The organism is Sulfurovum sp. (assembly GCF_049668085.1).
Lineage (GTDB): Bacteria > Campylobacterota > Campylobacteria > Campylobacterales > Sulfurovaceae > Sulfurovum.
This window is the reverse complement of record NZ_JBATIY010000160.1, coordinates 1-21,346: the sequence shown is the minus strand read 5'-3', so window position 1 is coordinate 21,346 and position 21,346 is coordinate 1. Positions and strand designations below refer to the sequence as shown.

20 protein-coding genes and 1 pseudogene are annotated in these 21,346 nt (G+C 38.7%); 6 read left to right on the top strand and 15 right to left on the bottom strand.

The genetic code is table 11. The features are described 5' to 3' along the window. From WBM70_RS09915 to serB, 6 genes and pseudogenes are all read right to left on the bottom strand, one after another. Positions 1 to 409 (bottom strand): annotated as a pseudogene (locus WBM70_RS09915) (biotin attachment protein); the annotation flags it as partial. Positions 410 to 423: 14 nt separating this feature from the next. Beyond that, the gene (locus WBM70_RS09910) at positions 424 to 660 is read right to left on the bottom strand and encodes an OadG family transporter subunit (RefSeq protein ID WP_424558352.1); all 237 of its coding nucleotides are present in this window, start codon (positions 658 to 660) and stop codon (positions 424 to 426) included. Between the two features lie 71 nt (positions 661 to 731). Next, on the bottom strand, positions 732 to 2,114 hold the full coding sequence (locus WBM70_RS09905; protein WP_424558351.1) for a DEAD/DEAH box helicase: 1,383 nt from the start codon (positions 2,112 to 2,114) through the stop codon (positions 732 to 734). Positions 2,115 to 2,220: 106 nt separating this feature from the next. Further along, entirely contained in the window at positions 2,221 to 2,985 is a 765-nt protein-coding gene (locus WBM70_RS09900; RefSeq protein ID WP_424558350.1) for an undecaprenyl-diphosphate phosphatase, read from the bottom strand. Positions 2,986 to 2,996: 11 nt separating this feature from the next. After that, complete coding sequence (locus tag WBM70_RS09895; RefSeq protein ID WP_424558349.1) at positions 2,997 to 4,763, bottom strand: ABC transporter ATP-binding protein; 1,767 nt, start codon at positions 4,761 to 4,763, stop codon at positions 2,997 to 2,999. Beyond that, positions 4,763 to 5,395: a phosphoserine phosphatase SerB gene (serB, locus tag WBM70_RS09890; protein WP_424558348.1), complete on the bottom strand. Its 633-nt coding sequence runs from the start codon at positions 5,393 to 5,395 to the stop codon at positions 4,763 to 4,765. Before serB ends, WBM70_RS09895 begins: the two co-directional genes overlap by 1 nt. A 112-nt stretch (positions 5,396 to 5,507) precedes the next feature. Between serB and WBM70_RS09885 the strand changes: the two genes are divergently transcribed. Then, entirely contained in the window at positions 5,508 to 6,425 is a 918-nt protein-coding gene (locus WBM70_RS09885; RefSeq protein WP_424558347.1) for a methylenetetrahydrofolate reductase, read from the top strand. 49 nt (positions 6,426 to 6,474) lie between these two features. Here WBM70_RS09885 and WBM70_RS09880 read toward each other — a convergent pair whose 3' ends face one another. After that, the gene (locus WBM70_RS09880; RefSeq protein ID WP_424558346.1) at positions 6,475 to 7,155 is read right to left on the bottom strand and encodes a hypothetical protein; all 681 of its coding nucleotides are present in this window, start codon (positions 7,153 to 7,155) and stop codon (positions 6,475 to 6,477) included. Positions 7,156 to 7,252: 97 nt separating this feature from the next. On the opposite strand from WBM70_RS09880, the gene WBM70_RS09875 reads away from it, so the two are divergent. Further along, entirely contained in the window at positions 7,253 to 7,558 is a 306-nt protein-coding gene (locus tag WBM70_RS09875) for a DUF3817 domain-containing protein (RefSeq protein WP_424558345.1), read from the top strand. Here WBM70_RS09875 and WBM70_RS09870 read toward each other — a convergent pair. From WBM70_RS09870 to greA, 4 genes are read right to left on the bottom strand one after another with little or no spacing between them, the layout of a single operon-like run. After that, positions 7,548 to 7,961: a YqaA family protein gene (locus WBM70_RS09870; protein ID WP_424558344.1), complete on the bottom strand. Its 414-nt coding sequence runs from the start codon at positions 7,959 to 7,961 to the stop codon at positions 7,548 to 7,550. The two genes, WBM70_RS09875 and WBM70_RS09870, sit on opposite strands and share 11 nt — an antisense overlap. A gap of 9 nt (positions 7,962 to 7,970) precedes the next feature. Continuing rightward, positions 7,971 to 8,654 (bottom strand): UDP-2,3-diacylglucosamine diphosphatase, encoded by a 684-nt coding sequence (locus tag WBM70_RS09865; protein WP_424558343.1) that lies wholly within the window; start codon positions 8,652 to 8,654, stop codon positions 7,971 to 7,973. A 21-nt stretch (positions 8,655 to 8,675) separates the two neighbouring features. Beyond that, complete coding sequence (gene argC / locus WBM70_RS09860) at positions 8,676 to 9,683, bottom strand: N-acetyl-gamma-glutamyl-phosphate reductase (protein WP_424558342.1); 1,008 nt, start codon at positions 9,681 to 9,683, stop codon at positions 8,676 to 8,678. A gap of 11 nt (positions 9,684 to 9,694) precedes the next feature. Beyond that, positions 9,695 to 10,183 (bottom strand): transcription elongation factor GreA, encoded by a 489-nt coding sequence (gene greA / locus WBM70_RS09855; protein ID WP_424558341.1) that lies wholly within the window; start codon positions 10,181 to 10,183, stop codon positions 9,695 to 9,697. A gap of 155 nt (positions 10,184 to 10,338) precedes the next feature. Here greA and surE point away from each other — a divergent pair, with 155 nt between their 5' ends. Beyond that, on the top strand, positions 10,339 to 11,127 hold the full coding sequence (surE, locus tag WBM70_RS09850; RefSeq protein ID WP_424558340.1) for a 5'/3'-nucleotidase SurE: 789 nt from the start codon (positions 10,339 to 10,341) through the stop codon (positions 11,125 to 11,127). A 115-nt stretch (positions 11,128 to 11,242) separates the two neighbouring features. Beyond that, positions 11,243 to 11,878, top strand: a complete 636-nt coding sequence (locus tag WBM70_RS09845) for a tRNA threonylcarbamoyladenosine dehydratase (protein ID WP_424558339.1) — start codon at positions 11,243 to 11,245, stop codon at positions 11,876 to 11,878. Between the two features lie 65 nt (positions 11,879 to 11,943). Here the strand turns inward: WBM70_RS09845 and WBM70_RS09840 are convergent, their stop codons facing one another. Further along, on the bottom strand, positions 11,944 to 12,522 hold the full coding sequence (locus WBM70_RS09840; protein ID WP_424558338.1) for a pseudouridine synthase: 579 nt from the start codon (positions 12,520 to 12,522) through the stop codon (positions 11,944 to 11,946). Positions 12,523 to 13,045: 523 nt separating this feature from the next. On the opposite strand from WBM70_RS09840, the gene WBM70_RS09835 reads away from it, so the two are divergent. Then, entirely contained in the window at positions 13,046 to 14,167 is a 1,122-nt protein-coding gene (locus WBM70_RS09835; RefSeq protein ID WP_424558337.1) for a S1C family serine protease, read from the top strand. Positions 14,168 to 14,198: 31 nt separating this feature from the next. Continuing rightward, the gene (locus WBM70_RS09830) at positions 14,199 to 14,615 is read left to right on the top strand and encodes a secondary thiamine-phosphate synthase enzyme YjbQ (protein WP_424558336.1); all 417 of its coding nucleotides are present in this window, start codon (positions 14,199 to 14,201) and stop codon (positions 14,613 to 14,615) included. Positions 14,616 to 14,618: 3 nt separating this feature from the next. Here the strand turns inward: WBM70_RS09830 and ccsA are convergent, their stop codons facing one another. The 3 genes from ccsA to polA all read right to left on the bottom strand — a co-directional run bounded on the left by ccsA (position 14,619) and on the right by polA (position 21,225). After that, positions 14,619 to 17,708: a cytochrome c biogenesis protein CcsA gene (ccsA, locus tag WBM70_RS09825; RefSeq protein ID WP_424558335.1), complete on the bottom strand. Its 3,090-nt coding sequence runs from the start codon at positions 17,706 to 17,708 to the stop codon at positions 14,619 to 14,621. 131 nt (positions 17,709 to 17,839) lie between these two features. Continuing rightward, complete coding sequence (locus WBM70_RS09820) at positions 17,840 to 18,535, bottom strand: formylglycine-generating enzyme family protein (protein ID WP_424558334.1); 696 nt, start codon at positions 18,533 to 18,535, stop codon at positions 17,840 to 17,842. Continuing rightward, complete coding sequence (gene polA, locus WBM70_RS09815; RefSeq protein ID WP_424558333.1) at positions 18,535 to 21,225, bottom strand: DNA polymerase I; 2,691 nt, start codon at positions 21,223 to 21,225, stop codon at positions 18,535 to 18,537. Before polA ends, WBM70_RS09820 begins: the two co-directional genes overlap by 1 nt. Between the last annotated feature and the right edge of the window lie 121 nt (positions 21,226 to 21,346).

Here is a 21,346-nt window from a genome sequence, read left to right as displayed (position 1 = left end):
TTTTTATCATCTCTGCAGAAAATGCAAGATTATTCACGTCATTTAATGCATCAAAGTTACGTACTGTTGTTGTTCCATGCTTTTTAAACATTTTTGCAAAAAGATCTATCATCTCACGACTACCAGTATCAAGCATTACAGTGTTGATACCACGTGAAAGTACTTGAAGGTTGGCATCTGGTCCAACGATCTCTCTAAAACCATCCATCATATCAAATGCATTTTCCTGTAAATAAAAGAAAAGTGATTGGAACCTTGCTCCACCACCAAATTCGAAGTGATTAATACCTGCTTTCTTCGCTGCTTCTACTGCAGGAAAAAAGTCATCCATAAGTACACGACCACCAAAGACAGACTGAAATCCATCTCTAAAAGTTGTGTCCATTACATCAATATATTTTTTAGCCATTTACGATACCTTGTTTATGATTGTTTACGAAATTCTGAGACAGCTGCGATTATTGCTGCAACATGATGTGCTTCCTGTGTAGCATTTGTTGAAGAAGCAGGCGCTGCTTCGGGTGCTTTCTCAGGGAAGAGTTTATTGATAATTTTAGCTTGCAGCTTCATTACCTGAACGAGTATAACTAGGAAGACGAGTACAACTACCATTCCTAGAACCATAAATTTTAAGCCTTCGCTTACTAAATCTATTTCCATACAATTTACCTCACTTTATAAGTTTACAAATTTTAAAACACTTTTGCTTGTTATTAGGTAAAAAAAAAGAATTATCTTCTCTTTTTTCTACGATTGTTATTCCTCGTAGCTTTTTGTTCAGCTACATACCCTTGCATCATCTCATCCACAGTAGTTTGATCAAAACCGATTTGAGATCCCACATTATTTTGTTCTTGGTCTATCATATAGGAAATAAGCTTTTCTAAAAGTAGCTCTTTATCCATTTCTCCCATATAGGTCAACAGTGCTGCTGCATCATTATGTACATGGATATCCCTAATTTGCTCAGCCAAATATTCACGACCTGAATCATCCAGTCCTGAACCACCTTGGATAGTAGCCAAACGCATCTCAGCACCTACTTCTTTCTGGATACGCTGAAGCTCTTTAAACTCTTCTGTAGTCACCAAAGTGATCGCCTGGCCACTTTTACCCGCACGTCCTGTACGACCTATACGGTGTACATAGGATTGTGGATCAAAAGGAATATGGTAGTTAAAGACATGTGTTACATTTTTAACATCAAGACCACGTGCCGCAACATCTGTGGCTACCATGATCTTCGTCTCGCCTCTTCTATAGGCTTTAATGACCACTTCTCTATCCATTTGTTCCAGATCACCGTGTAAACCACTGGCATTAAATCCTAATGCCTGCAAATGTTCGGCCAATCTGTCCACTTCTCTTTTCATACGACAGAAGATGATACATTTATTGGTCTTTTCCGTTTCAAGAAGTTTTACAATGGCATCATCTCTCTGGTTTTCATGGATCATATAGTAACGCTGATCTATAATGTTATTTGTCGTCTCTTCATCTCCTACAACAGATATATACTCCGGTTGATAGAGAATATTGCCTGCCAACTCTTTGATAGGTTCAGGCATGGTTGCTGAGAAGAGTAATGTTTGTCTGTTTTGAGGAATGTACTCAAAGATCTCTTTGATCTCTTCGAGGAAACCCATATCGAGCATCTCATCTGCTTCATCCAGTACTACTATCTCCGGGTTAAATACATCGATCTTACCTTTTTTATAAAGATCTTTCAGTCTTCCCGGTGTTGCCACAACGATCTGTACACCCTTATGAATAAGTGCGATCTGACGTCCATACCCTACACCACCATATACAGTTAACGTTCTGATACCTGCAAAACGTCCTAAATGATACAACTCATCCGCTACCTGTGTTGCCAACTCTCTTGTAGGCGTGATGACCAATGCTCTTTCTATCTCACCTTTGGCAAGTTTATCCATCATAGGAAGACCAAATGCTGCTGTCTTACCTGTACCCGTATGGGCTTGTCCTACCATATCACTACCATTGGCAATAATAGGAATAGCCATCTCCTGGATGGGACTCGGCTCTTTAAAGCCTGCTATTTTCACACCTTTTGCTAGATCAGCGTGAAAATTAAATTCACTAAATTTCATCATATACCTTTAAAATACGGAGTTATCCCCGCTCGTGTCCAAAAATCTTTTTTGAACTTAATAGAAACTCTCGTAAGAGGTTCTATAAATTCATATCTTATGAAAATTATATTATCGTCAGTAAGATCACTCCAAAAATAATTCTATAAATACCAAACGCCACAAATGTAAAACGTTGAATAAATACAAGGAAAAGTTTAATCGTTAGATAAGCAACAATAAATGCCGCAATGAAGCCTGCAATAAAAGCACCCCAGTTGGCATCTGCAAAATCCTGATAATGTTTCAGAAGATCATATCCGGTTACAGCAGCCATTACAGGTATAGCAAGCAAGAATGAAAATTCCATAGATGTTTTTCTATCTAAACCTACAAGCAAACCACCGATGATCGTCGCACCTGCTCTGCTAGTACCGGGTATCAGAGAAAATATCTGCGCTATTCCCACCCAGAGAGCCTGTTTGTAATTTACTTTTTCTACATGTGTAACATGTGCCTTTTTTTCTTCATAAAAATACTCTACTATGAGAAATATAAGCCCACCAATGATAAACATCCATGCTACAACTTCAACAGTAAAAAGTGTTTTGATCTGATCTTTGAAGATGTATCCGACAATTGCCAGAGGAAGAAAAGCCACAAAAAGTTTTTGCCATAAGTCTATTTGTTTGAAAGTAATTTTTTCTCTATAAATAAGCATCACTGCAAGAATAGCTGCAAATTGGATGATAACTTCATACGCTTTCGTGAGTGAATCTTGGGAAACACCCAAAAATTCCGAAGCGACGATCATATGCCCTGTAGAGGAGATGGGCAAAAACTCTGTAAAACCTTCGATAATACCTATGATTATCGCTTGAAAAATATCCAATGTGTACCTTTTTAAACCATACTAGAAAAATAACTCTCATCTTTTGCCAACAGTACTTTAGGTGTACCACTGTCAACCACCTGACCATCTTCCAGCACATAAATAAACTCTGCACTTTTGATAGTGCTCAGTCTGTGTGCGATGGTGATCACCGTTTTTTGGGACAAAAAGTCATGTAATGCATCAAAGAGTCTCACTTCTGTATGTACATCCAATGCAGAAGTTGATTCATCAAAGATTACCACTTTGGGATCAGATAAGATCATCCTTGCTATGGCTACTCTTTGTCGTTGTCCACCACTGAGCTTGATACCGTCTTTTCCGACAAGAGTATCAAGTCCCAGATCTAAACGTTCTATGACATCTGTAAGCTGAGCGATCTCCAGTGCTTTTTTCACTGCATCTTCACTATATGCTTTGCCTAACGTTAGATTGAACAACATTGTATCATTAAAAAGTTTAGGATGTTGCAAGATAAGATGAATATTTTCTCTGACGGTAGAAAGTTTAAGTGCTTTATTAGACACACCACCATACAAGATCTCTCCTTCTTCCAGTGGATAAAAACCTACCAGTATGTTAGAGAGTGTCGTCTTTCCTGATCCGCTGGCACCGACAATAGCAACCTTTGCACCTTTTTCTATATGCATATTAATATTAGTTAATATATGTTTGCCTTTCTGATAGGCGAATGAAAGGTTCTTCACTTCTATATTTACAGCATGATGTGCATCGAAAGGATTGCTCAACTCTTGTATCTGTGGTTCCTGTTCCATCTCATAGATACTGTTGATGCGCGTACAGGCAGCTTTCGCCGTAGAAAGTGCATATTGAAAATTGATGATATCCTGCGTAGGTGTTACCATCACCCACAGGTAAGAAAAAATAGCAAGCATCAAGCCCACAGAGAGATCAGAATATGCCACTGCCAAGATACTTACCGCTCTAAAAACTTCATATCCGCTCAGGAATACCAGATAGGAATACTTCATTGCAGCTTCGCTTTTGTACCCGTATGCGATAGCATGATCTTTCAATTCCTTCGCTTTGACCTCACTCTTGTCGAAGAAATACTCCTCTTTGTTGGCAGCACGGATCTGATGAAAAAGTTCCAAGGTTTCATTAAGTGCAGATTGAAAGACCTCCACCGCCTTGTTTTCATCTTTTTTCAGCTTCCCGATGTTACGTGCAAGTTTAGCAGTAAAAAATACAACAATGGGGTTGGTCACCAAAATGAACACAGCTAGCTGCCAATGGATCCAAAACAGTACTACAGAGGAAAAAAGCAATACAAAAGAAGCGATGATGAGTTTAGATATAGTACTGCTTACAAATCCGTCTATGGTTTCTACATCTGTGACCAGTTTAGATGTCACTGCTCCTACCCGCATCATCTCATACTCTTTAAGAGAAACATGTTTAAGATGTTTAAGTAATGACTGTCTCATTTCATATGTGATATTTTTTGATATGATTGTAAATATTTTACTCTGAATAATACTTAAAAGCGCGCTGGAAACCCGAAGAAAGATAATAAGGGCTAACACAAAGAACACATACCCTTTTGTGTCAGAAGTGAAAATATTTTCAGATATCCATGCGATAAATCCATGTTCTTGTCCCAGCAAAAGTTCATCTACCAGTACAGGGATAAAAAGAGGAATAAGAACAACAAGCAGTGTTGAAAGCAGTGCAAGTACATTTCCTAAAAGAACAGATTTTTTATAACTGAACAGTTGTCGTACAATGCCTTTGATACTACAACTATTATTTTGCATTACAGCGCGTCTACTATTTGAAGTATTTGAGTAAGATCTTTCTCATCCACACAGTGTGTCGCTGCCTCTTTAAGTACAGGTTTTGCACAAAATGCCACGCGTGTGTCCGCATGTGCAAACATACTAAGGTCATTGGCTCCATCACCTACAACAAGAGTATCTTCTCTACTTACACCCAGAAGGCTTTGCATACGTGTGATCATATCACCTTTGGCATCAGAGTACATCATCTCACCTCCAACCTGTCCTGTAAGTATGCCTCTTTCACTATGTAGGAAGTTTGAGAAGTCTGCATCGATGCCTAATTTTTCACAAGCAGGCTTCGTAGCATTTCTAAATCCACCGGAAAAACAAATGACCGTATAACCACGCTCTTTAAGACCAGCCACCACTTCAAACGCACCAGGCATCATAGGAAGTTCTGAACAGATACCATTTACTCTCTCTTCTTCCAAACCTTCTATGAGAGCAACTCTGGCTACAAGAGACTTGAAAAAGTCTAACTCCCCCGCCATTGCTCTTTCAGTGATCTCTGCCACAGACTTTTCAAGTCCAAGTGGTTCAGCCAAAAAGTCGATGGTCTCGCCATCCATCAGTGTTGAATCAAAATCAAATACGGCTAGTTTAGTCATCATCATTCCTAATTAATATTTGTTAATATTTCATGCATTGAACATTCTGTAATAACCTTCTATGCATTATTTAGATAGAATTATAACTAATTAAACTATAAAGAGTATATTCATGTTTGAAAAATTTTGCGACGTCCTTTGCCTTGAGAAAAGATTTATTACTGTTGAGATAAATCCTCCCCATGGAGCATCCATAGATGGTATCATAGCAGATATCAAGAAACATAGCTTACAAGACAAAGTCACAGGCTTCTCTTGTACAGATAACCCTTTAGCAAAACTCAAAATGTCAGGTGTGCTCTCTGCCATCAAAGTACAACAAACATTTAACAAGCCTGTCATCGCTACGATGAGTATGAGAGACAAGAACAAGCTCTCCTTGCAGTCTACCCTACTTGGAGCAAATGACTTTGACTTACGTTGTATCTTGGCACTTACGGGTGACCCTGCGAAATTCTCAGACCAACCAGATGTTAAAGGTGTACTCGAACGTGACTCTACATTGCTTCTAAGCATCATACACCACTTAAACAAAGGTGTAGACTATAGTAACAAAGCACTTAAACCGGCACCAAAACCGATCTACCCTTTTGCAGTAAGCAATGCCACCGCAAAAGACATGAACAGCCTTAAAAAACGTATGATCAAAAAACTTGACTATGGTGCACGTGCCATCATGACCCAGCCTGTCTATGACCTTGACAATGCCAAAGAGCTTTTAGCTCTCTTTGAAGAAGCCAAAGAAATAAGCATAAGAGATACAGCCAAAGAAGCCCATTTGGTCTTAGGTCAGTTCCCTATAGTACGTGCCAGAACAGCCAACTTCATCGATGACAAAGTACCAGGTATCTCTGTACCAAAACCGATCATAGATGAAATGAACCTGGCAGCCATGGACGGAGAAGACAAAGAACAAGAAGTAGGCTTTGCCTTGTCTAAACGCATCTTTGACGAGATGATGGATGTACACGGTAAGGTGCATTTGATGACTCACAATCGTTTTGATCTCTGTTCAGATTTGATAGGATAATGCTACTTTCGTGATTCTCGGACAAGATCTGGGGATAACCTCCTTCCCTTTATTCACTTACCTCATCAAATATCACTGGATAGAGTAATCCATAAAGTGTCACAAAAAGCAACGGTACGGCCCAGATAAGCCCTATACCCAATGTCAATATCCCCACAACCATGAAAAGACTTAAAAGGAAGAAGAGACCAAATATCTTAAACCAGTGTTTTGTAACAGTTTTTCTGGAAAGCTCCATCGCATCCCAGACATCCATCCCTTTATCTGCTATCAGAGGTAAAGTAAAGACATATGCAATACTCAAATAGATCCCAGGCAGAATGAGAAGTATAAATCCTATCACAGTCATAATATAGATCAAAATACCTGCCAATGCCAACTTACCCATAAGATGATAATAGTTAAAGATGGATTTGAACTCTATAGCTTCTCCACGTGAATAATTGATAGCAAGCATCATAATACCAACGATGATAGGCATCACTACTGGATAACTTAAAATAGTAACGATCTGTTGGTTCACAAGGTTTGGTTCAGCAGGTGGCGGTGGTGAAGGAAAGAAAATACCCAATATCAGTTGCAGAATGATTACAGTGACCATATAGACCACAAATGAAGCTAAAAATATTCCCTTAACCCCCTCTATATGATGCCATCCCGCTTTGATGATCTCTATAATATCAAAATCATATTCGGGTATATTTTCTCTATTCTGATTCTCACTTTGCATTTTTGTCCTTTTTTTCAATAGATTAAAAATTATAACCTAAATAAATTTATTATTAAAGTTCTTCTGATATACTCTCAAAAACTAATTAGGAGAAAATATGTCTGAATTACAAAAATTTCGTTTGATCAATAAAATAGAAGGTATCTCGTTCATCATCTTACTTTTCATTGCTATGCCATTAAAGTACAGCTTTGGTTACCCTATGGCAACTAAAATAGTCGGTATGTTACATGGTGTACTAGTATTTGCATTTATCTACCAGATCATTGAAGCTAAAAAAGAGGCTGGGTTTACACTAAAAGAGACTGCACTCTACTTTATCTTGTCATTGATCCCGTTCGGGTCTTTCTATACAGATAAACTACTTGCGAAGAAGATCGAACCTACTAAGGTTACAGCGTAACCATTATAACAATAACTCCATAGCGTGTAGCCTTCGCTACCGCTACAATGACAACAAACCACCAAAACCTATACCTCAACACTCCAGCAATAAATGTCAAAGGGTCACCTATTATCGGTACCCATGAAAGAAGCAGTGTCCACCCTCCATACTTATCAAAAAAACTTCTGGCTTTTTCCATCCTATTGGCTGAAAGATGCCCTTTTTCCTCAAGATACATTTCACCTTTAAGACCTAACCAATAATTAACCATCGAACCCAGTGTATTACCCACTGTTGCAAAACTCCATAACAGTATCAATGAGTGGTTTTGAGAAATATTATAAACGAGTAAAGCTTCACTTCCCATCGGCAGCAAGGTAGCAGAGAGAAAAGCTACTGTAAAGAGCGTAATATAAACCATAAAGATTCCCTAAAGCGTCTTAAAGACCATTTCTCCGTCATCTATGACACCTACCATACCTTGACATGCCAATGAGGGTAAAGATACATACTTACCTACTGTTTTACACTGATGGAAATGTCCTTCTATGACTAAACCAGCCTCTGTATAGTGTTCCAATATCTCATCTACTCTTTTTTCAAAGCCATTAAAGTTAAAACAGATATGTTTTTGTGACAATTTTTTCATACGATGATCAATAATAGCCTTTTCAAAAGGTTTCAGTAGTGTCAGTGTCGTTTTATTTCGTAAAACTTTACAGTAGAGATCATAGCCAAACCCTGTAACATACTTATCTCCATGTGAGATGGCCACTTTTTTTTCATTTAATTGAAACATAATGGGCTGCTGTTCTCTGCTATATACTTGTATATCTGGGAAAAGATCTGTCAGACAAAAATCATGGTTACCTTCAAAGTAATGAATTTCAAGTTTTTGAGAAAGTGTTTGCAGGAGTAATATGGCTTCAGATGAAAAAGTTTTGATGTAGTCATTATATCCGAAGAGCAGATCAAAATTATCTCCCATCAAAAAGAGTTGAGGCGTTTGTATCTCTCCACTCTCAAGCTTTTTCAGTAAGACTAAAAAAGCATCCCCATGATGAGGATAGTGTGAGTCAGCAATGAAAAGTGCTTGCTCTTCTATAGTTATCATATTATTTACTATGATTCACTATTACGGCATATAGGCAATAGTTGGAATACCCATACCTTCATCATATCCACACATCAAGTTCGCAGCTACAAGTGCTTGTGAACTTGCTCCACGCAAGAGATTGTCTATAGCGGAAGAGACAAAAAGTGCATTGCCGTTTTTTGCTGCAAAGATATCACAAAAGTGTGTGCCTGCAGTACTTTTGATATCGACGGGTGTTTCCCGTATACGTATGAATGGATCATTGGCATAGTGTTTTTTCAACACTTCAAGCGGATCGATATCTTCTTTTAAGGTCGCATACACAGAGACCAACTCACCACGTGTCGCAGGGATAAGATGAGGCACAAAGTTCACATTCATTTTTGCACCGTGTATCTTTTCTATCTTCTCAGCTATCTCAGGTGCATGTCGATGTTTCAGCGGATTATAGGCAAAGATGTTATCATTGACAGTCACAAAGTGTGTCGTTTCACTTAACTTCTTCCCTGCCCCACTCACACCAGACTTTGCATCTACAAAAAGAGGTGCATCTGTATCAATGTACGGTATGAAGGGTAAGATACCAAGTAGTGTTGCCGTAGGATAACACCCTGGACCAGCAGCAAGTTTAGTACCTTTCAACTCTTCTCTATAATACTCAATAAGTGCATAGGTAGCATCATCCAAATGTGATTTATCTTCATGTTCACAATAGTGCGCTTCATAGGTATCAAGATCTAAACGATAATCAGCAGAAAGGTCCACTACTTTTACACCTTTTCCCAAAAGCTCTTTTGCAAAGCCCATAGAGGCTTTATGAGGGAGTGCAAGGAAAACAAGCTCACAAGACTCAGCTACTGCATCTGCATTTGCTTTTTCTACAGGAAGGCTGATCACATCTACCAATGAAGGATGCAGCTGTTCTATCATAGTATCACCTTGCGTAGTAGCAAGATAGGTCAATTGAAATCCACCATGGGATACTAACATTTTAATCAGTTCAAGTCCCGTGTATCCACTGGCTCCTACAACACCTACTTTTACCATATCTTTCCCTCTTAATCTAGTATGATCTCTTTATATAAAATCTCTTCAATATCATATGTTTTTTTACCGCTGGGAAGTACAAGTGACACTTCTTCTCCCTCCTCTTTACCTACAAGAACTCTGGCCATAGGTGACTGGATAGAGATCAAGCCTTTTGTAGGATTTGATTCTGTCCCACCGACAATAGTATAACTTACCTCTTCCTCAGTATCTTGATCCGTGAGCAGTACAGTTGAACCAAAACTCACTCTATTATGTGCTAAAGTTGAAGGATCTACTACCTGGGCACGTCCTACTATATCAGTAAGTTCTGCAATACGTGCTTCCATCAGACCTTGTTTCTCTTTTGCTGCATGATACTCAGCATTTTCCTTCAGGTCACCCTGTGCTCTTGCTTCATCTATAATAGCTGCGATGACACCTCGTTCAGTAGTCTTAAGCTGTTCTAGTTCTTCTGAAAGTTTGGTATAAGTTACTTTTAACATCGGCTCTTTTTGCACGATTATTCCTTCTGTACTTTAATATAATGAATATTATACCAAAAAGGTTATAATAGCGGTAAAATAATAGACTGATTTTAAAACTTAAAAAAGAAGTCTACATATAAAGTATAAATAATGACAAGAATTAAAATTCAGTACAAGCGAAGCACTAAATGCTGAGTCGTAAACAAATATTAATCACCAATGATGACGGTTTTGAGTCTGAAGGACTTGAAGCACTTGTAGAAGCACTCAAACCTTTAGGTCATGTTTCTGTCGTAGCACCTACGACTGAAAAGTCCGCCTGTGGTCACTCACTGACACTGACTAGACCACTTAATTTTGTAGAAGTCAAAGAGGACTTTTATAAACTTGATGACGGGACTCCAACAGATTGTGTTTTTCTTTCACTCAACAAGCTTTTCACTAAAGAGAACAGACCGGACATTGTGATCTCGGGTATCAATATAGGCTCAAACATGGGTGAGGACATCACCTATTCTGGTACTGCATCTGCTGCAATGGAAGCTGTTCTACAAGGTATCCCGGCCATTGCAATCTCTCAAGTCTATAAGAATAATGGAGAGAGTATCAAAGAGTTAGGTTATGGTTTAGCACAGGAAAGTATAGTTACCCTTGTAGAAAAGATATTTGCCGACGATTTTCCCCTACCTTCACGTAAGTTTTTAAATATCAATATCCCCCCTATTCCAACTTCAGAATGCAAAGGTTTCAAAGTCACACGTGCAGGAAACCGTCTCTATGGACACCATGCTGAAGTACACCATAATCCACGAGGTAAAGAGTACTACTGGATAGGTCTGCCTGCTTTGGGCTGGATGGAGACCCAAGGTCATGTCACAGATTTTGAAGCGATCAACGATGGGTATGTCTCCATCACTCCTGTACACTTAGACATGACAAGCTATGATGATATAAAATCTTTGGATCAGTGGCTATGAGAGATTCATGTGCAGAACGCACTTCAGGCAAAGCCCAAAGTACTACGCTAACGCTAAGTTCTATTCAGCATAGGGCTCTCGCGACTCGTCGCTCTTTAATACAGGGATATAGTCTATGAGATTTCAGCGATGTCGCATGCTCTTTGGAGATGAAAACTTTGAAAAGCTGCAAAAAGCCAAGATACTCATACTCGGTATTGGTGGTGTAGGTTCATATGCACTCGACTGTCTTTACCGTTCAGGTATTAGTGACATTACTATCTTGGACTATGATGTCTATGATGAGACCAATCAGAACAGACAGATAGGTTCAGAGGCTGTAGGAATGGTCAAAGTTGACCGTCTTCAAGAACTTTATCCTGGTGTGAAGACCATCCATCAACATATGACCATGGCCTGGGTAAAAGAGTTTAATTTTGAACCTTATGATATCATCATCGATGCGGCAGACACAACCAACGTCAAAATTGAAGTAGCCAAAAAATGTTATAAAAAACTCATTATGGCATTAGGTTCTGCAAAACGTTATGATACCAACAAAATAGAAGTTGCATCCATCTGGAAAACACACGGTGATGCGCTCGCACGCAAAATACGCAACGAACTCAAAAAAGCAAAATTTGACAGAAACTTCACGGTAGTATTTTCACCGGAAGAAGATAAGTGCAAAGAAAAAGGTTCTTGTGTGGCGGTGACAGGAGCTGTAGGCCTTACTGTATGTTCTGAAGCGATTAAAAGGATCATTAAATAGTTTTTTATCCTGTTATAAAAAGAACGTGAAAAAAGCTGGAGAAAGGTAAAAGGTAGCCCTTCGTATTAATCAAAATTTTTAATTAGCATTCTCTCTTCTTCTAATGAAAGGAAACGCCACTTACCACTTTCGATGTTAAGTTTAAAACTGCCAATGCTGATACGGTTCAAGTTTAAGACCTTTAAGGGCGTCCCAAATTTTGGGTCTTTCAGCGCCCCGAAAAGTCGGCGGATATGCCGATTCTTTCCCTCGTTAAGTTCTACCCTGAGCCTTGTTTTTGCACCACCCATGCCTATTTTCTCTACATTAAGAGCTTTCAGCAAACCGTGTGGGCTTTCCACTCCACTCATAGCCAAGGCAATATGTTCATCAGTTACGTGGCCTCTAACCCAGATCTCGTATACCTTAATGCAACCCCCTGGTCTAGTTAACGCGTCACCGATCTTGCCGTTGGTTGTAAATAATAGAAGCCCCTTAGATTCTAGATCAAGACGTCCGATGGGCATCCATCCGTCAGTAAAAACCCAATCAGGCAAAAGATCATAAACTGTTTTGCGCCCAAGTTCGTCAGATCGTGTTACCACATAACCCTTAGGCTTATTCAACACTAACAATTTTTTCGAATCGTTGGGTGTACTATTCATTAGCTATATTCCTTAGGTATTTTTAACTCAAATAACAAATTTGAATTAAAATGCTTCGGCACAGGGTTCGCATTGCAGGATACAGATATCATCGGACAATAGTGAATTCATGTACACTTAGTTCAGTATTATATAGTATATCGGGAATGTCTTCATATGTATGATAAAGAGTTTAAATGAGTATATTTTTCTAGTTATTCATAGTATTCAAATAATTACTAATGTGATTTCAACTTGAGAATAGACGTTATTTGGACAAAGTGTTCCTCAATTTGTTGATTTCTGTTAATAACAGACAAGAAGTCCTGTTTGTAAAACCTAATAAAAGAGTTAACTTTATAAGGTTTTCATCGATCTTTTCCTTTTAGTGTGTAGGATAAGAAATTATAATACAAAGAAAGGGATATCAGGATTAGAAGTGTGCGAAAGTATCCTCTATTATTACAAGAGGATAAAAAGGGAAATTTTCAGTAACATATGATTTACCCTCCTTTACTATAATCAAAAAAAAGAATAAGAAAGTATGTCTGACATGTCTAATAATCAACAACGTAATATACAACTCTTTTTTTGGATAATTATAGGGATGGGTCTCCTTCTTTTTTTGACTCCACGCCTTGAATACTACTTAGTACAAATGACAGTCAAACCTCAGGTTATCACAGCCAGAGGAGATCTGTCTGATGCAGAAAAAAGCAATATAGAGATTTTCCGTCAATCCAGTCCTTCAGTGGTCTATATCACTACACTTTCTGAGATGGTGAACTTGTGGACCAGGGACATCACACGCATACCAAGAGGTACAGGTTCGGGATTTATCTGGGATAACCATGGACATATCATCACCAACTATCATGTCTTGCAGGGTGCCTCTGAAATACGTATACGCTTGAGTGACCAACGTACTTTTAATGCTGTCTTAGTTGGAGCAAGTCCAAATCATGATATTGCTGTACTGCGTATGCCAATGGTATCTAATATGCCTTCTGCATTACCTATAGGAACAAGCCATGACCTTCAGGTTGGACAGATGATGTATGCTATTGGAAATCCTTTCGGATTGGACCAGACACTCACTACAGGAATCGTCTCTGCATTAAACAGAAGTATCTATAATGACAACGGCTCCCAGATCAAAGGACTTATTCAAACAGACGCAGCGATCAATCCTGGTAATTCAGGTGGTCCCCTGCTTGACAGTGCCGGACGTCTGGTGGGGATCAATACTGCAATTTACAGCCCTTCAGGAACCTATGCTGGTATAGGGTTTGCCATACCAGTAGATACGGTCAACCGTATTATCCCTCAGCTTATCGCACATGGAAAATATCAAAGACCAAAGCTCGGTATCACCATCGATAATGAACTCAATAGGATTATCACTGACCGATACGGTATCAAAGGTGTAGCGGTCATCGAAGTAGAACAAGGCTCATCCGCTGAGGCTGCAGGGCTTAAAGGGGTAGAAATGATTGATAGAGTTCATCTTGTTGCCGGTGATATTATACTAGGCATTGATGGACAAAAAATAGATGACATCAGTACACTACTTAACACTTTGGACAAATATAATATAGGAGACAGCGTCAAACTAAGATTTTTACGTGAAAATAAAGAAAACACCATATCACTTATTTTAAAATAAATCCTTACGATAAAAAATAGTATACTTTGCTATGGCTATCTATCAAGAGACGATCACACTATCACAAAAATCAAAAGGTTTTCATCTTATTACCCGAGAGATAGACAAAGCCCTGTTTTCAATGCCATCCATTGAGACTGGACTTGTACACCTTTTTATCCAACACACCAGCGCTTCACTCAGTATCAATGAAAACGCTGATCCTAGTGTACGTGAGGATATGGAGAACTTTTTTACCGATATCGCTGATGAAAAGCATTACTATATCCACACCTACGAAGGATTAGATGATATGCCAGCACACATCAAAACTTCAATACTTGGAAGTTCACTGACCATCCCTATTACAAAGGGTAAGATGAATCTTGGTACTTGGCAGGGAATCTATCTTGGAGAACATAGGGATAACGGCGGAAGCCGCCGCATTGTAGTCACATTATATACTTGAGACTTATTTTAACTTTCTATTTCTAGCAGCCAAGAGTGTCAACACAAATAATCCTGCAACCGAATAATAAACCCACATAGGGATAGGCACTGGATCACCTGCAGCATACGAGTGCAATCCTGAGAGATAATAGTTTACACCAAAGTAAGTCATCAATACTGTAGAGTATGACCATGTAGAAGCTACATTATAAACAAAATTTGACTTTAATGATGGAATAAATCTTAAGTGAAGCACCACTGCATAGATAAGTATGGTAACTGCAGCCCACGTCTCTTTTGCATCCCAACCCCAGTAACGTCCCCAACTTTCATTTGCCCAAACACCACCAAGGAAGTTACCTATTGTCAGTAAGAAAAGACCGATGATAAGTCCCATTTCAGAGAGGTTTGTCAACTCTTTAATAGAACGGTCGATATTCTCATTACCATTTTTCCCTCTCATGATATATAATATGAGTACTAAAAGTGATAAAATGGACCCTAGTCCCAAGAAACCATCACCAGAAATGATCGTTGCCACGTGTATCATAAGCCAGTATGATTTAAGAACTGGTACAAGATTGGTGATCTCCGGATTAATAAAGCTCATATGTGCAACAGCCATGGTGACACCTGCCAAGATAGCTGTACCAGCTAAAGCAAATGGTGAACGTCTAGCCAATAAAATACCGGCAAAGACCGTAGAAGCTGCTATAAATACAATAGATTCATACGCATTTGACCAAGGTGCATGTCCGCCAATATACCAACGAATACCCAATCCAACGATATGTATAATAAACCCTATCATGAGGGTCGTCGATGCTACACGCATGATCCATTTCATAGAGAATGCAGGTTTGAGGACATTGATAAATGCAAAGACCAAAAGTAACAATCCTAAAATTAAATAAAGCGGAACTAGTTTTCCAAAAAGACCAAGTTTATTATATTTTATCTCCATTTCAATATGGTTTTTACTTGGTATTACTGCTGAACCATATTTCTCCTGGTATTTTCGTATGCCTCTCAATGCAATATCCGCATTTGCCCAATTCCCTGTTTTAAGTCCTTCTCCTACCATTTGGAAATAGGCTGAGATACTCACCCTGACTGCTTCAGACTGCTCTTTAGGATAGTTTTTTATGGCATCCAGTGGTGCCATCCATTTATTGTTGGCATCATTAGGTTTTGGGTAGATACGTAAAAGAGACCCCTGATATGCCATAAAAGCAACATTTACTCTTTCATCGATCTTTAAAAGTTCTTTATCATACTGTGTCTTTTCCAATGGTTTCTTTTGACTGGCTTCTGTTACTGCTGAGAAAATCTTATACTTACTGTCCTCTTTAGTAAAGAAGTCTGTGAATTTTGCGTATTTGGTATCTTCAGGCAGTCCCAATGTCACAGCGATCTTTTTATGCCCAACTTTTATCATCGGTACATTTTGATACATTTCTGGTTGCATGACCATACCAAGGAACATCTGAGTAGGTTCAAGCTTATAGAGTACTGATCTTCCCGTGATCTTCGCAACAACTTCATGTGCTACTGTATCCATAGGTTTCATACGCCCCTGATGATCCTGTACTGCAATTTTTCCAAAGTTTTTACCGTGTTCCTCATCATAAGACTGCATGGTTTTTAATGTTGCATCATCTACTGTAGGTGATGCGGCATTCAGACTTTGTGGAGTAAGCGAGAAAAGTGCTACAATAGCTATAGCCGCAGCAGATGCTTGTAATTTTCTTGCTCCTTTTAGCAGTTTTTGGAATCTTCCAGTAGGTGCAAAAAGAGACCATAACATACCAAGAGTCAGTAATGCATATCCAATATAAGTAGGTAATGTCCCCGGATCATGGTTTACAGAAAGAACTGTACCTTTTTCATCCTGGTCATAAGATGATTGGAAGAAACGATAGTTTCTATGATCAAGAATATGGTTCATATAGATCTTATACGGCATATTGACACCCTGCTCTTTATCGATCAGTACCACGTCACTAGAGTATGATGCAGGTGTCATTGACCCTGGATAGCGTTCTAAGTCAAAGTTTTCTAATTTAATAGAGAATGGCAGTTTTATTATCTTGGCACCTACACGCAGATCTACATGTATTCCATTGAAGTCCAAATGATTCTCTTTACCTGGTCTCCCGCCATAAGCTTGTGTGGTAATGATCTTACTTTCATCTCCCACACTCACTTTCCATTGCATGTATTCTGGCTTACCGCTTTGTGTTTTAATATCATTAGAACCTAATTTGACAATGGCTTTTTCATGTGCCTCTTTTAAAACGATGGCATTGGATCCAAAACGATACAACATTCTGTTTTTGAACTCATTTTCTCCTGCGCTCAACTCTGCAGAACTTCTATCATTCATATCAAGTGTTTGAAGTTGGAAAGGGAAATCTACTTTATACCCTGTACCCTCTTCTTTTATGAGAAAAGTAGGCTTATCTGTCGTAGGTTTTGTCTCATACCCTACATAAAAACCGCCAAAATCTTTTCTTTCACCTTTGGCTATGAAGTATACCTCACCTTTTTGACCAGTTGAAATTTTCAACTCCAAAAGTTTTTTTCCATCAGGAGAAGGTATCACTTTTTCCTGTGTGGTTGGCAAATACTTGAGCAGTTCTATTTTCACTTCTTTGTCTCCAATAGAAAGACTCTGTGTAAAAGTATTACCTGTCATTGTAGAGAAGTGAAGTTCTTTTTCAAATACTGCACTCTTGTCACCTTCTTTAGCCTCTAGTTGTAAGAACTTTACATCTGAAACCATTGTATTGCTGGAAGCACCTTCACGTATATGCATAATACCTTCATACCCAATATAACGAGTAATGATCGCTCCTAGCGCAATAATAAGAAATGAAAAGTGGAAAAGAAAAACAGCAGGTTTTGTTTTCCATGATTTGTACTTGATAATATTATAGACAAGAATGGCCACAAAATAGCCTAGAAACACTTCAAACCACTGTGCTTTGTAGATCAATGCTCTAGCTGTTTGCGTACCATAATCATTTTCTATAAACGTTGCGGCACCCACAAGTGCACCAAAAGCAAACAACATAAACACAGCCATTTTCATGGAAAAAATATACTTCATTTTTTAATATCCCCTTGTACCATTGAGTAAAGGCGATTATAACTGATGTTTCCTAACCGATTATTAATTGAGAGCATTTAACTCTCATTGTTAGTGTAATGATGTATGAGTGTTACATTAAGAGACCATTATTATAGTTCAATAACGACACGAAATCCTATAAAATAATTCTTACCACCTGAACCCAGGTTGATACGAGAAGTACTCGAGCATTTATCTGCATCTGCATTATAAGAACCTCCACGCAATACCCTGCCTTTTTCATTAGGTATTTTATATGCACTCCCATCTACAGGGGTATTTTCATAACTTTCACTATGCCAGTCTGTACACCATTCCCATATATTTCCATGCATGTCATACAATCCCCAGGCATTTGGTTTTTTTGTCCCAACATTATGCGTCACACCATCTGAATTGTCCTTGTACCAAGCATACTCACCAAGCAGAGATGCATCCTCACCGAAAGAGTATTTTGTCGTACTTCCTGCTCTACAGGCATACTCCCATTCTGCTTCAGTAGGTAGTCTGTACTTTTTGTTTTCCCGCTCACTTTTCCAGCTACAATATGCTTTGGCATCTGTCCACCTTACACGACGTACCGGTACATCAAAACCAAGATGTTCATGCCGTTCAACCGGTACCTCTGCACCAGTTGCCTGCGCAAAGAGCATATAGTCTTCGACTGTAACAAGGTACTTAGACATCGCTATATCATAATCTATGTGTACTTCATGAGATGGTTTTTCTCTGTCTCTTGCATCTGAATTATCTGTCCCCATGAAGAAACTTCCACGTGGAAGAGGAATAAAGTTATCGTTATGCATTACTTTAATTCTCCCCATGAGTCACCCACACTGACAGAACACTCCAATGGAACGTCCAATTCTAAAATATTCTCCATCGTATGCACAAAACGCTTAGAGATCTCTTCAACTTTGTCTTCTTTCACTTCAAAGATAAGTTCATCGTGTATCTGTAAAAGCATATATGCATCTAATTTCTCTTCACGTATCATCGTATCTATCTCATTCATAGAGAGTTTTATGAGGTCTGCGGCTGAACCTTGAAATACAGTGTTCACCGATTCTCGCATAAAGGCTGCTTTTTGCATGCCGTTGGCACTTTCATAGTCAAACATACGTCTTCTTTTCAGTATCGTTTCAACATATCCATCTATCTTCACACGTTCCTGTATGCCTTCTAAGAAGTTCTTCACTGTAGGGAATGATGCAAAATAATTTGTGATGATCTCTTTCGCTTCTCCCGAAGAGATACCCAGTTCATCTGAAAGTTTTTTGGGACCCATTCCATAGAGTAACCCAAAGTTTACAGATTTAGCAAAATTACGTTTCTCTTGAGCCTCATCTTCCCCAAAAAGCTTGATAGAAGTTGCCAAGTGAATATCCACATTATTGTTAAAGGCATCCATCAGAGCCGCATCTTGTGAAAAGTGTGCAAGTAAACGCAGTTCTATTTGAGAGTAATCTATACTTACTAACTTATACCCTTCTTTAGCTACAAAAGCTTCCCTTACAGAACGTCCAAGTGCTGAACGCACAGGAATATTCTGCAAGTTTGGATCACGTGAACTCAAACGTCCTGTTGCGGTTCCTGTTTGTACAAAAGAAGTATAGATACGTGAGTGTTCATCAGCATTTGCAAGCTTGAGTAAAGGGTCCACATAGGTAGAGAGTATCTTCTGGTACTCACGGTACTCAAGGATCTTCTCTATGATAGGATGCTCCCCAACGAGTGAACTCAAGACTGCTTCATTTGTACTATAACCCGTCTTGGTTTTTTTACCACCTTTGAGTCCTAACTGTTGAAATAGTACTACACCCAACTGTTGTGTGGACTTGATGTTAAATTCAGACCCGCTGAGTTCATAGATCTCTGACGTTAAAGTGGCTAGATCTCCACTTAATGTTTTTTGTAATGCCTCTAATTTGGAAGGATCGATCTTGATACCTAAACGTTCCATACGCATCAACACATTCATAAATGGATACTCTACATTCTTAGCTTCTTTCAGAAGATGTGTCAGTGAAGAGAGTTCCATCTTCTTTTTGATCGCTCCATAGAGCAGATATGTCATCCACGCATCTTCAGCCGCATAAAAAGTAGCATCTTCTATATCTACTGCAGAGAAATCTTCTCCCTTTTTCACGATCTCTTTAAAAGGCTTCATCTCATACTTAAAAAACATTTTTGCAAGTGTATCAAGCCCTACTTTACTTCCAGGATTTGAAAGCCATGCCATGATCATTGTATCGGCATACGGTATGACAGGTTCTATATCAAATTGGTTGTAGAGTAATGAAAAATCAAATTTTAGATTTTGTCCCACAATGTTATATTTAAGCAGTTTTTGTAGTGCCAAGATCGCATCATCCAGATTCACTTGATCTTCAACACCTAGATAATTATGTCCTACCGGTACATAGTATGCTTTCATAGCATCAAAACAAAAGCTAAATCCTACCATTTTAGCTACTTTCGTATCCAAGCCTGTTGTCTCTGTATCAAAAGCAACGATAGCATCTTTGTCTATGCTCTCGAGTACACGGTCAAGTTTCTCTTTACTGTCTAAAGTGACTGCTTCAAAACTGAGCGTTTGCACTTTTGGTTTTTCTACTACGATACGGTCCGTCTCTTCAAGTCCTACTTTTGCTTTTTTGATAGCTTGTTTCATCTCATACTGTTCAAACTCTTCGAGGAGGCATGAGAGGTAATTTTTATCTTCGAAGACAAAACTTTCAACATCCATGTCTTTATATACTTCTGTACTCATGGTAACCAGTTCACGAGATAAAAAAGCTTTTTCCTTGCTTTCTAAAAGAAGTTTTTGTATACGTGGAGTACCACAATTCTCTATGTCTTCATAAATGGCTTCTAATGTGTGGTATTCGTTAATAAGTTTACTCGCACCCTTTTGTCCAATGCCCTTAACACCAGGGATATTATCAGAACTGTCTCCCAAGATAGCCTGAAAATTGATAAAATCCCGTGGGTGAACTTCAAATTTGTCAATACAGCCTTGCTCATCTATCACTTTTTTCTTTACAGAATCATACATTTCTACTTTGCCGTCTTCGATCATCTGATACAGATCTTTATCATGGGAGACGATACGTACTTTTATCCCCTTCTCTTTGGCAAACTTTGTGACTGTCGTAATCACATCATCCGCTTCAAACCCTTCACGTGAAAGATTGGCAAACCCCATTTGTTCTATCCACTCTATAGCAATAGGAAGTTGCTTGATCAAATCTTCCGGTGGTGCATCACGGTGCGCCTTATACTCAGGGTAAAGATCATTACGGAATGTTCTTCCCTTTGCATCGAGTGCAAAAACCAGATAATCTGTACTATGGTCACGGTGCAAAGAGTCAACAAGATTTGCAAAACCGGTTAAAAGTCCCGTTGGAAATCCTTCAGAGTTACGTAGAGGGGGAAGTGCAAAGTACGAACGAAAAAAGAAGCCGAATGTATCTATAATTGTAATTGTTTTCAAAAGTTAAGCCTAGTTTTTTATGTATTCTAGCCTATTAAGAGTTAGAAGTTGCTCTTATTAGATTTTAGATTTAACTTTATATTAATTAATTTATTGATATTATAACCATTATGAATAAAGC

Bases quoted from the DNA above. Each gene is read 5' to 3' on its own strand.
- WBM70_RS09835 (WP_424558337.1), top strand. From the start codon at position 13,046: ATGTCTGACATGTCTAATAATCAACAACGTAATATACAACTCTTTTTT.
- WBM70_RS09830 (WP_424558336.1), top strand. From the start codon at position 14,199: ATGGCTATCTATCAAGAGACGATCACACTATCACAAAAATCAAAAGGT.
- WBM70_RS09870 (WP_424558344.1), bottom strand. From the start codon at position 7,961: ATGGTTTATATTACGCTCTTTACAGTAGCTTTTCTCTCTGCTACCTTG.
- ccsA (WP_424558335.1), bottom strand. From the start codon at position 17,708: ATGAAGTATATTTTTTCCATGAAAATGGCTGTGTTTATGTTGTTTGCT.
- argC (WP_424558342.1), bottom strand. From the start codon at position 9,683: ATGGTAAAAGTAGGTGTTGTAGGAGCCAGTGGATACACGGGACTTGAA.
- WBM70_RS09905 (WP_424558351.1), bottom strand. From the start codon at position 2,114: ATGAAATTTAGTGAATTTAATTTTCACGCTGATCTAGCAAAAGGTGTG.
- WBM70_RS09820 (WP_424558334.1), bottom strand. From the start codon at position 18,535: ATGCATAACGATAACTTTATTCCTCTTCCACGTGGAAGTTTCTTCATG.
- serB (WP_424558348.1), bottom strand. From the start codon at position 5,395: ATGACTAAACTAGCCGTATTTGATTTTGATTCAACACTGATGGATGGC.
- WBM70_RS09880 (WP_424558346.1), bottom strand. From the start codon at position 7,155: ATGCAAAGTGAGAATCAGAATAGAGAAAATATACCCGAATATGATTTT.
- WBM70_RS09895 (WP_424558349.1), bottom strand. From the start codon at position 4,763: ATGCAAAATAATAGTTGTAGTATCAAAGGCATTGTACGACAACTGTTC.
- WBM70_RS09845 (WP_424558339.1), top strand. From the start codon at position 11,243: ATGAGATTTCAGCGATGTCGCATGCTCTTTGGAGATGAAAACTTTGAA.
- WBM70_RS09910 (WP_424558352.1), bottom strand. From the start codon at position 660: ATGGAAATAGATTTAGTAAGCGAAGGCTTAAAATTTATGGTTCTAGGA.
- WBM70_RS09865 (WP_424558343.1), bottom strand. From the start codon at position 8,654: ATGATAACTATAGAAGAGCAAGCACTTTTCATTGCTGACTCACACTAT.
- WBM70_RS09885 (WP_424558347.1), top strand. From the start codon at position 5,508: ATGTTTGAAAAATTTTGCGACGTCCTTTGCCTTGAGAAAAGATTTATT.
- surE (WP_424558340.1), top strand. From the start codon at position 10,339: ATGCTGAGTCGTAAACAAATATTAATCACCAATGATGACGGTTTTGAG.
- WBM70_RS09840 (WP_424558338.1), bottom strand. From the start codon at position 12,522: ATGAATAGTACACCCAACGATTCGAAAAAATTGTTAGTGTTGAATAAG.
- WBM70_RS09875 (WP_424558345.1), top strand. From the start codon at position 7,253: ATGTCTGAATTACAAAAATTTCGTTTGATCAATAAAATAGAAGGTATC.